This is a genomic window from Streptomyces sp. NPDC059524 (genome assembly GCF_042749255.1).
Classification (GTDB): Bacteria; Actinomycetota; Actinomycetes; order Streptomycetales; family Streptomycetaceae; genus Streptomyces; species Streptomyces xanthii.
The window spans coordinates 1-9,955 of sequence record NZ_JBHYTK010000226.1 but is presented as its reverse complement, the minus strand read 5'-3'; the positions used below and the strand labels follow the sequence as shown (position 1 = coordinate 9,955).

The window sequence follows — 9,955 nt, the reverse complement described above, 5'->3', positions numbered from 1 at the left end:
CATCGATCCGCGCCCCACGGCACTTTTGCGCTCCGGACGGCCCGGGTAAGGTTAGGTATGCCTCACCGAGTCATCGGGGCGGCACCACGACGAGTCCCGATCGGGAGGTGAACCCGCGTGTACGTCTGCAGCTGTTTCGGAATCACCGAGACCCAGGTCAAGAAGCACGCGGAGGACGGTGCCTGCACCCCCCGCCAGATAGCGTCGGCCTGCAAGGCCGGCACCGACTGCGGCTCGTGCGTACGCCGCATCCAGGCGCTGCTCGGCCGGGGCTCGTGCCCCCGCCGCGAGCTCGTCGAGCAGGGAGACTCAGCCGCGGCGCTCGCCGTGCCGGCCGAGCTTCCCGAAGCGGCCTGAGGCGGATCAGCTCTCCGGCTGCTCGATGAGCTGCGCGATGTAGAGCGCCTCGCCCAGCTTGTCCACCAGCTCCAGCTGCGTGTCCAGGTAGTCGATGTGGTGCTCCTCGTCCTCGAGGATCGACTCGAAGATGTTCGCGGACGTGATGTCGCCCTTTGCGCGCATCACCTCGATGCCCCGCTTGAGACGGTCGATGGCCTCGACCTCGATCTGCCGGTCGGCCTGGAACATCTCGATCACCGACTGGCCGACCCGGACGTGGAACAGCCGCTGGTAGTTCGGCAGCCCGTCCAGGAACAGGATCCGGTCGGTCAGCACCTCCGCGTGCTTCATCTCGTCGAACGACTCGGACCGCGTGTACTTCGCGAGCTTCGTCCAGCCGAAGTTCTCCTGCATCTTGGCGTGCAGGAAGTACTGGTTGATGGCCGTGAGCTCGGCCGTCAGCTGTTCGTTGAGGAATTCGATGACCTCGGGGTCGCCCTGCATCGCAGAGGCTCCTTCCAAGAGGGTGACCGGACAGGTCCGCGCATCCTCGCACCGCCACCCAGACGCGTCCAGTAAGTGCACGCTTAGTACGAGTTGCCCGAATCGGTGATCGACTGCGGCCCGTCGCGGCCCGCATGGTCATGGCCACTGCCCTGGGTCTGTCAGGATGGAGACATGGGTCATCCGGTGGGTAGCGAGTCTGGGGGAGCCGTGCAACCGGAGCTTCCGCCGGGGCAGCGGCTGCAGCGCGGCTGGCCCGTCACGCATTACGGGCCGGTGCCCAAGTTCCGCCCCGAACGCTGGGAGTTCAGGGTCTTCGGGACCACCGTCGACGGTGAGAAGCGCTGCTGGAACCACGAGGAGTTCTCGGCCCTCCCGTACACGACCGTCGTCGGCGACCTGCACTGCGTCACGAAGTTCAGCATGCTCGGCGCCGAATGGGGCGGCGTGCTCGCCTCCACGATCCTCGAGCTCGCACCGCCGGACCCCGCCGTCACGCACGTGATGGTCTGGGCCGAGTACGGATTCAGTTCGAATCTGCGGCTGGCCGACTTCGCCGCCGACCGCACGATCTTCGCCACGCACAAGGACGGTGAACTGCTCACCGCCGAGCACGGGTTCCCGCTGCGGCTCGTCGTCCCGCACCTCTACGCGTGGAAGGGTCCGAAGTGGGTCCGCGGCATCGAGTACATGACGGCGGACCGGCGCGGCTTCTGGGAGGAGCGCGGGTACCACAACGTGGGGGATCCGTGGCGCGAGCAGCGCTACTCCTACCAGGAAGAGCCCGGGGAAGGCCCCGAGCTCTAGTCCTGTCCCGGCCGGTCCTGTGCCTGTCCGCCGGTCCGGCGCCCGCCGTCAGTGGTGGTACTGGTGCACCACGGCGTGGCCCTTGCCGCGGCCGATCATCCAGCGGTTCACCGGGGTCGTCACCACGAAGGCCAGGGCGAGCGAGGCCGCGAGGGCGCCCCAGAACAGGGCGTCCGACAGGTGCGCGTCCATCGCGTCCGGCCACATGGCGATCACGCTGTTGTCGATCAGCTCCATGACCGCGATCGACAGGGTGTCCGCGGCGAGCGCCACCCGGAACGCGGACTTGAAGTCCAGGCCGGCCTTGAGGACGCCGCGCAGGGTGAGCGAGTAGCCGAAGAAGAACGCGAGCACGATCGCCAGGATCATCGTCGGCACATTGCCCCAGCCGAGGGCCGTGCCGATCACCATGCCGAGGACCTCGCCGATCGCGCAGCCCGTGAGGCAGTGCAGGGTCGCCTGCGCGGCCATCGCCCAGCTGACCTTGCCGTGTCCGTGCCCGTGGTCGTGCTCGTGAGCGTGGTGGCCGTGTTCCTGTTCGTGAGCAGGGTCGTGGTGGCCGTGCTCGTGGTCGTGACCGGTGTGCGCCTCGTGGTCCATGTCGTTCCCCCAGATGTCGGTGGCGGTTCCTGTCGGCCGTGCCGTCCTGTCGCCGACAGGAACCCTATGCCCCCTCGGGGTATGCCTCAACGGGTTTTGTGATCTTCGCCGGAGGGAGTCTTCCGGAGCTCCTTCAGGCGGGCCACGTCCGCCGCGTGACCCTCCTTGCCGCCCGGTGTCTCGATGATCAGCGGGACGTTCGCGGTCGCCGGATGCGCCATCAGGGCCCGGAAGGGTTCGGCGCCGATGTGGCCCGTGCCGATGTTCTCGTGGCGGTCCTTGTGGGCGCCGGCGACGTCCATGGAGTCATTGGCGTGGATCAGCTTGAGGCGGCCCTCGCCGACCGTCTCCACCAGCAGGTCGAGGGTCTGCCGCATGCCGTCCGGGCCCGTCAGGTCGTGGCCCGCCGCGAAGATGTGGCAGGTGTCCAGGCAGACGCCCAGCTTCGGATGCCGGTCCAGGGCGTCGAAGTAAGGCCCGAAGTCCCAGGTCCGCGAGCAGAGCGAGGAGCCCTGGCCGGCCGTCGACTCCAGCAGCAGGAACGGGTCGTCTTCGTGGGTCAGTTCGTCGAGCAGCGGCAGCATCCGCTCGCGCACCTGGGCGAGCGCGGTCTCGCGCGGCCGCCCGCCGGTCGCGGACCCGGTGTGCACCACGACGCCGAGCGCGCCGATGGCCCGCGCCCGGCGCAGCGAGTGCCGCAGCGAGTCGACGGACCGGTCGACGGTGGCCTCGGTGTGCGAGCCGAAATTGATCAGGTACGGCGCGTGGACGTACGCCGGGATGCCGTCCTCGGCGCACCGCTCCCGGAACGCCTCGTCCTGCTTCGGGTTCCCGGGCGGGGTGGCCCAGCCGCGCGGGTTGGCGACGAAGACCTGGACGGTCTCGGCGGCGAGCTCACGGGCGTAGGGCAGGCCTATGGAGGCGAGGCCCCCGGCCACCGGCACATGGCCGCCGATCGGATTGCGGATGCTGCTGTTCACCGGGCCAGGGTGTCATGCGCGCCCGGACGGACCGCGGCCGCTCCCGGGAGACGGAAGCGGCTGCGGAACGTGCGGGTCGGCGGACGGTGATCGTGCCGGTCAGCGGATGGTGATCGTGATCTCGGAGCCCTTGGGCGCCGTGTCCCCGCCCTCGACCGACTGGCTCTTCACGGTGTCGCCGAAGAGACCGAGGATGCCGCGGTCCTCGTCGACCTGGAAGCCGGCGCCCTCCAGCTTGTCGTGCGCCTCGTCGACCTTCAGGCCCGTGACGTCCGGGACCTCGATCATCGGCGGGCCCTTGGAGATCGTCAGGGTCACCGTGTCGCCCTCGGCCAGCCGTCCGTGCTCCGGGGACTGCGCGGCCACGGAACCCTTGTCGACCTGCGACTCGACCCGCTGCGGCGCGATCTTCGCCTTGAGCCCGAGCTCCTCCAGCGCGGCGACCGCGTCCTGCTCCGACTGCCCCGTGACGTCCGGGACGTCGATGGCCGGACCCTGGGAGACCACGAGGGCCACCGCGGTGCCGGAGTCGCGCGTCGTGCCCGCCGCCGGGTCCGTGCTGATCACGGAGCCCTTCGGGATCTCCTCGTCGAACTGCTCGGTGACCATGCCCGGGGACAGGCCCCGGTGCTTCAGGTCGCTCTTCGCCGTGGCGAGCGAGGTCCCCTTCAGGTCGGGGACCTTCACGGTCTTCGGCCCCTTCGACACGGTCAGCGTCACCGTGCCGTCGTCCCGGATCTGCGCACCGGCCTCGGGATCCGTCGCCATGACCGTGCCGCGCTCGTACGTGCCGCTGTACGCGTACCGCGTCGTGCCCGCCTGGAGACCGGCGGCGTCCAGCCGCTTCTCGGCCTGCGCCTCCGTCTTGGTGAGCAGCGCCGGGACCTTCGTGAACTGGCCCGAATTGATGTACCAGACGCCCGCGCCGACGCCGAACACCAGCAGGACCGCCGCGACGATCGCGAGCAGACCGCGGCGCGGGGCCCGGCCGCCGGCCGGGCCGCGGGGCGCGGGCGGGGCGGCGGGCGGCGGGGTCTCCAGGCGGCTCGTGCGGTGCAGGGCGTCCTGGTCCGGCTCGGCCGGCAGCGACATCTGCACCCCGGCGGTGCGCACCGCGCGCGGGATCACGCTCGTACGGTCGTCCGCGCCCGAGTGGTCCGTCTCGCGCGCCTGCGGCGGCACCGTGTCGAGCTCGGCGTCGGACAGCGTGGCCCGCGCCTCCCTCGTCTGCGACAGCAGCGCCACGGCGTCCGGAGGCCGCACCTCGGGGTTGCGGGCCGTGGCCGACGCCACCAGCTCGTCCAGCGCGTACGGCAGGCCCGGGACGGCGGCAGAGGGCGGCGGCACGTCCTCGTTCAGGTGCTTGTAGAGGATCTGGGCCGGGGTGTCGCCGGAGTGCGGCTTGCCGCCGGTCAGCATCTCGTAGAACACGACACCGCACGCGTACACGTCCACGCTCGGCGTCGCCGTGCCGTCCTCGATCTGCTCCGGCGCCAGGTACGAGACCGTGCCGAGCACCGCGCCCGTCGTGTTCGTCACCGTGTCCACCGCGCGGACCAGGCCGAAGTCCGCCACCTTGACCCGGCCGTCGTCCCCTATCAGGACGTTCTCCGGCTTCATGTCGCGGTGCACGAAACCCGCGCGGTGCGCCGCCCCGAGCGCGGCGAGCACCGGCTCCAGGATGTCGAGCGCCGCCCGCGGGCGCAGCGCCCCGCGCTCGCGCAGCACGTCACGCAGCGTGCACCCCGCGATGTACTCCATCGCCAGATACACGTACGCGCCGTCGGTGCCCTGGTCGTACACCCCCACCACGTTCGGGTGCGAGAGGCGGGCGACGGACTTGGCCTCGCGGATGAAGCGGTCGACGAACGAGGCGTCGGCCGCCAGCGAGGGGTGCATCACCTTGAGCGCGAGCACGCGGTCGAGGCGGGTGTCCACGGCCCGGTAGACCGTGGCCATCCCGCCGACCGCGATCCGTGCGTCGACGCGGTACCGGCCGTCGAGCACCTGCCCGAGCAGCGGGTCCTGAAGGGTCGTGTCCACGCAGGCGAGTGTACGAGGAGTGACCGACAGGCCCCGCCCGCCCGGGAGGTACTGCAGCAGACCTGTGACCCGGTGCGACCCGCTCAGAAGGCCGGGCGCTCCGGGTCCAGGCGGGCCATCCCGTCCGTCGGCGAGGACGCCTCGGCGAAGTGGCGCCTGGGAATGCGGCCCGCGCGGCGGGCGAGGCGGCCCGCCTCCACCGCGTGCCGCATGCCCTCGGCCATCAGCACCGGCTCCTGCGCGCGGGTCACCGCGGAGGCGAGCATCACACCGGCGCAGCCCAGCTCCATGGCGAGCGCCACGTCGGAGGCCGTGCCCGCGCCCGCGTCCAGGATCACCGGCACGCGCGCGTGCTCGACGATCAGCTGGAAGTTGTGCGGGTTGCGGATGCCGAGCCCGGAGCCGATCGGCGAGCCGAGCGGCATGACCGCCGCGCACCCCACGTCCTCCAGCTTCCGCGCGAGCACCGGGTCGTCGTTCGTGTACGGGAGCACGGTGAAACCGTCGTCCACGAGGGTCTCGGCCGCGTCGAGCAGCTCGATCGGGTCGGGCAGCAGAGTGCGCTCGTCGGCGATCACTTCGAGTTTCACCAGGTCCGTGCCGAGCGCCTCGCGCGCGAGGCGGGCCGTCAGGACGGCCTCGCCCGCGGTGAAACAGCCCGCCGTGTTGGGGAGCACCTGGATGCCGAGCTTCTCCAGGACGGAGAGCACGGAGCCGTGCACCGAGGCGTCCACGCGGCGCATCGCCACCGTGGTCAGCTCGGTCCCGGAGGCGACCAGGGAGCGCTCCAGGACGTCGAGGCTCGGGGCGCCGCCCGTGCCCATGATGAGACGCGAGGAGAGCGTCGTGCCGCCGAGGACGAGTGCGTCGTCCGCCATGTCGCTCAGCCTCCCTGGACCGCGGTGAGGACCTCGACCCGGTCGCCCTCGGTGAGCGCGGTCGCGGCCCACTGGGTGCGCGGGACGACGGTCTCGTTCAGGGCGGCGGCGACGCCGGAGGGGGCGGTGGTCAGCGTGGCCACCAGTTCGTCGAGCTTGGTCGCGGCGGCCACGGTGCGCGGCTCGCCGTTCACGGACACGTTCATGCGGGCTGCTCCGAGAGGGCCGGGAAAGAGGTGCTGAAGCGCTGGGGGGTGAACGGGCGGGCCTCGCCCGGGAGTTCACCGGTGGCCAGGGCGTGTGCCATGGCGTCGCCGGTGACCGGGGTCAGCAGCACGCCGTTGCGGTAGTGGCCGGTGGCCAGCAGGAGGCCGGGCAGGGCCGTCGGGCCGAGGATCGGCGCGTTGTCCGGAGAGCCGGGGCGCAGGCCCGCGCGCGTCTCCGTCAGCGGCAGTTCGGTGATGCCGGGGACGAGTTCGTGCGCGTCGCGCAGCAGCTCGTAGACACCGCCGGCGGTGACGGTGGTGTCCCAGCCGAGCTCCTCGGTGGTGGCGCCGACGACCAGCTCGCCGTTGACGCGGGGCACGAGGTAGACGTTGCCGCCGCGCACGACCGCGCGGACGGTGCGGCTCAGGAACGGCGCGTACGCCTTCGGCACGGTCAGGCGCAGCACCTGGCCCTTGACCGGGCGCACCGGCGGCAGCAGGGCCTCGGGGACGCCCGCGAGCCTCCCGCTGCGGCTGCCGGCGGCGAGCACCACCTGCTCCGCGGCCAGCTCCGTGCCGTCGGCGAGGACGACGCCGCGCGCCCGGTCCCGTACGACGGAGAGCCGTTCGGCCCATGTCCGGTGCAGGACGACGCCGGCGCGCTCGCAGGCCGTCACAAGGGCGCCCGCGAGCCTTCTCGGGTCGATCTGGTGGTCGCCGTCGACGCGCAGGCCGCCGCGCACGCCGGGCGCGAGCATCGGCTCCAGGCGGCGGCACTCACGGCCCGACAGCCACTCGGACTCCAGGCCCGAGCGCAGCTGCAGCGCGTGCAGCTCCCGCAGGTGCGAGCGGTCGTCGGCGTCCAGGGCGACGGCCAGCGTGCCGCACGCGCGGTAGCCGAGATCGTGGCCCGCGGCCTCGGACAGTTCGGCCGCGAAGTCCGGATAGCGGCGCGCGGACTCGACGTTCAGGGCGAGCAACGTCTCCTCGCCGTAGTGCAGTTCGGTGACGGCGGCCAGCATTCCGGCCGCGACCTGGGCGGCGCCGCCGCCCGGCTCGGGGTCCACGACCGCGACGGACAGACCGCGCTGCGCGGCCCTCCACGCGGTCACCAGACCGATGATGCCGCCCCCGACGACCACGACGTCGGTGGCGGACCCGCTGACAGGTGGCGTACGCGACATGGGCGTCCAGCCCCTCCCTTCGCCGGCATGACCCGGATCAGGTTCGTACGGTCGGAGGCCGCTCCAGCCTCCCTCTCAGCCCGCTGCGTACGGGCTCCCGCGAGTGCTTTACGTTGGCCACCCTAGCCGTTCGGTATGCCACCCAGTAAGGGAGCCCAGCCCGTGGCCCGATCCCTCGACGGACTCTTCCTCGCCCCCGTGACCGACCAGGCCCCCGGTCAGGTGGGCACCCGCACCCGCTTCGCCTACAGGGAGGAGGAGGGCCGGATATGGGCCTCCTACGAAGGCGGCGACATCGTGCGCGGCCACCTCGTGGGCACCCGCGCGGACGACCGGCTCGACTTCCGCTACGTCCAGCTGAAGACCGACGGGACGACGTCCTCGGGGCACTGCGTCTCCACCGTCTCGGAGCTGCCCGACGGCCGGGTCCGGCTCGACGAGACCTGGGAGTGGGAGTCGCAGGAGGGCAGCGGCACGAGCGTCGTCGAGGAGATCCCTGCGCCTGCCGCGCGGGGATGATCGCGGGGCCTTGATCACTAAACCGGTGACACGTGTGCAGGACGTCACGGAACGCGAGTGGCCCGGGCCGCTGACCCACGCCCTCACGGGTGCCTAAGGTGACCTTGTGAGCGATCAGGAGAGCGGGAACGAGACGCCCCCGGGCGACCGGCACGTCGTCGTGGTCGGCGCGGGCATGGCCGGCGTACAGACGGCGGTGGCGCTGCGCGAGCAGGGCTTCACCGGGGCGGTCACGCTGATCGGCGCCGAACCCCACCAGCCCTACGACCGGCCGCCGCTCTCCAAGGCCGTCCTGCTCGGCAAGGCCGAGGGCTCCGCCTTCGACGTCGACTTCGAGGCCCTCGGCGTCACCCTCCAGCTGGGCCGCGAGGTCACCGGCCTGCGCCCCGCCGACCACGAGCTCGACACCGCCACGGGCCCCGTCCCGTACGACGTCCTGGTCGTCGCGACGGGCGCCGAACCGATCCGCCTCCCGGGCGCCGACGGCGTCCCCGGAGTCCACCTGCTGCGCACCCTCGACGACGCCGAGCGGCTGCGGCCGGTCCTCGCCGAGCAGCACGACGTGGTCGTCGTCGGGGCCGGCTGGATCGGCGCCGAGTTCGCCACCGCCGCACGCGACGCGGGCTGCCGGGTCACCGTCGTGGAGGCCGCCGAGCGTCCGCTGGCCGGAGCGCTGCCCGCGGAGGTCGCCGCCCCGATGGCCGCCTGGTACGCGGACGCCGGAGCCGAGCTGCGCACCCACGCGCGCGTGGAGCGGGTCGAGCCCGGCGTCGTGGTCCTCGACGACGGGACGCGGCTGCCCGCCGGGGCCGTCGTCGTCGGCATCGGCGCCCGCCCCGCCACCGCCTGGCTCGACGGCTCGGGCCTCGCCCTGGGCGAGCACCACGAGGTCGTCGCCGACGCGGGACTGCGCACCTCCGCGCCCGACGTGTACGCGGTCGGCGACTGCTCCTCGTTCCCCTCCGCCCGCTACGGACAGCGCCTGATGGTCCACCACTGGGACAACGCGCTGCAGGGCCCCCGCACCGTCGCGGCCAATATCATCGGCACCACCCCGGCCGTCTACGACCCGGTGCCCTACTTCTGGTCCGAGCAGTTCGGCCGCTTCGTCCAGTACGCCGGCCACCACGCCGCCGCCGACGCCACCGTGTGGCGGGGCGATCCGGCCGGGGCCGCCTGGTCGGTGTGCTGGCTGCGCGAGGGCGCCCTGGTCGCCGTCCTGGCCGTGGGCAAGCCCCGCGACCTCGCCCAGGGCCGCAAGCTCATCGAGGCGGGCACCGCGCTCGACCCGGAGCTGCTCGCCGACCCGGCCCGTCCGCTGAAGTCCGCCGCGGCCTGAACGCCTGGTCGGGCGGGCCCGGCTTCCGACTGTCAGTCCGGGATGGCAGGCTTGTCCTGTGACCGAGATTGACGCAAAGATCGATGCTCTCGTCCCCGACTGGCTCACCCTCCCCGACATCGCCGAACAGACCGGCGTCGAGGTGACGCGTGTGCGGCAGTGGGTGAAGGAGGGTCAGCTCATCGCCGTACGCCGCGGTGAGAACAGGGCCCTTCACGTGCCCGCCGCCTTCATCGACGGCGACAAGATCGTCAAGGGCCTGACCGGGACCCTGACGCTCCTGAGGGACGACGGCTTCTCCGACGAAGAGATGCTGGAGTGGCTCTTCACCCCCGACGCGACCCTGCCCGGCACGCCCGCGCAGGCCCTGAGCGAGAATCGCGGCACGGAGGTGAAGCGCCGCGCCCAGGCGCTCGCCGTCTGAACCTGACAACCGAGCGGTGGGGGGGGGGGCGGCCCGCCCGGCCCGGCCCCGCCGCCGCCCGCCCGGCGCGCGCCCGGGCCCCCCACTCTCTCCGCGCCCCCGCCCACGGGGTGGGCCCCCCCCGGCGCCCCG

The 9,955-nt window shown here is 72.4% G+C and carries 12 protein-coding genes and 1 riboswitch; of the genes, 5 read left to right on the top strand and 7 right to left on the bottom strand.

Translation table 11 applies throughout. The features are described from left to right. The first annotated feature begins 117 nt into the window (after positions 1–117). Positions 118–357, top strand: a complete 240-nt coding sequence (locus tag ACFW9D_RS36185) for a bacterioferritin-associated ferredoxin (protein WP_188339382.1) — start codon at positions 118–120, stop codon at positions 355–357. Between the two features lie 6 nt (positions 358–363). On the opposite strand, the gene bfr is transcribed toward ACFW9D_RS36185, so the two are convergent. Beyond that, on the bottom strand, positions 364–843 hold the full coding sequence (bfr, locus tag ACFW9D_RS36180; RefSeq protein WP_188339383.1) for a bacterioferritin: 480 nt from the start codon (positions 841–843) through the stop codon (positions 364–366). Between the two features lie 174 nt (positions 844–1,017). Between bfr and ACFW9D_RS36175 the strand changes: the two genes are divergently transcribed. Beyond that, complete coding sequence (locus ACFW9D_RS36175) at positions 1,018–1,650, top strand: sulfite oxidase-like oxidoreductase (RefSeq protein WP_188339384.1); 633 nt, start codon at positions 1,018–1,020, stop codon at positions 1,648–1,650. A 48-nt stretch (positions 1,651–1,698) separates the two neighbouring features. On the opposite strand, the gene ACFW9D_RS36170 is transcribed toward ACFW9D_RS36175, so the two are convergent. From ACFW9D_RS36170 to thiO, 6 genes are all read right to left on the bottom strand, one after another. Next, positions 1,699–2,250, bottom strand: coding sequence for a DUF4396 domain-containing protein (locus ACFW9D_RS36170; RefSeq protein ID WP_384629392.1), 552 nt, complete (start codon positions 2,248–2,250; stop codon positions 1,699–1,701). A gap of 86 nt (positions 2,251–2,336) precedes the next feature. Next, positions 2,337–3,230: a deoxyribonuclease IV gene (locus ACFW9D_RS36165; RefSeq protein WP_384629390.1), complete on the bottom strand. Its 894-nt coding sequence runs from the start codon at positions 3,228–3,230 to the stop codon at positions 2,337–2,339. A gap of 99 nt (positions 3,231–3,329) precedes the next feature. After that, entirely contained in the window at positions 3,330–5,273 is a 1,944-nt protein-coding gene (gene pknB / locus ACFW9D_RS36160; protein ID WP_384629387.1) for a Stk1 family PASTA domain-containing Ser/Thr kinase, read from the bottom strand. A gap of 83 nt (positions 5,274–5,356) precedes the next feature. After that, a complete protein-coding gene (locus ACFW9D_RS36155) occupies positions 5,357–6,151 on the bottom strand; it encodes a thiazole synthase (RefSeq protein WP_188339387.1) in 795 nt (264 codons plus the stop codon). Positions 6,152–6,156: 5 nt separating this feature from the next. After that, positions 6,157–6,357, bottom strand: coding sequence for a sulfur carrier protein ThiS (gene thiS / locus ACFW9D_RS36150; RefSeq protein WP_188339388.1), 201 nt, complete (start codon positions 6,355–6,357; stop codon positions 6,157–6,159). Continuing rightward, the gene (thiO, locus tag ACFW9D_RS36145; protein WP_384629384.1) at positions 6,354–7,541 is read right to left on the bottom strand and encodes a glycine oxidase ThiO; all 1,188 of its coding nucleotides are present in this window, start codon (positions 7,539–7,541) and stop codon (positions 6,354–6,356) included. The genes thiS and thiO overlap by 4 nt, the downstream gene beginning before the upstream one ends. Next, a riboswitch (TPP riboswitch) is annotated at positions 7,539–7,652 on the bottom strand. (Overlaps the previous gene by 3 nt.) A 51-nt stretch (positions 7,653–7,703) precedes the next feature. Between thiO and ACFW9D_RS36140 the strand changes: the two genes are divergently transcribed. The 3 genes from ACFW9D_RS36140 to ACFW9D_RS36130 all read left to right on the top strand — a co-directional run bounded on the left by ACFW9D_RS36140 (position 7,704) and on the right by ACFW9D_RS36130 (position 9,823). After that, positions 7,704–8,060, top strand: a complete 357-nt coding sequence (locus tag ACFW9D_RS36140; RefSeq protein ID WP_188339390.1) for a hypothetical protein — start codon at positions 7,704–7,706, stop codon at positions 8,058–8,060. Between the two features lie 106 nt (positions 8,061–8,166). Beyond that, complete coding sequence (locus ACFW9D_RS36135; RefSeq protein WP_384629380.1) at positions 8,167–9,399, top strand: NAD(P)/FAD-dependent oxidoreductase; 1,233 nt, start codon at positions 8,167–8,169, stop codon at positions 9,397–9,399. Positions 9,400–9,457: 58 nt separating this feature from the next. Continuing rightward, the gene (locus ACFW9D_RS36130) at positions 9,458–9,823 is read left to right on the top strand and encodes an Rv2175c family DNA-binding protein (protein ID WP_188339391.1); all 366 of its coding nucleotides are present in this window, start codon (positions 9,458–9,460) and stop codon (positions 9,821–9,823) included. Positions 9,824–9,955 lie beyond the last annotated feature (132 nt).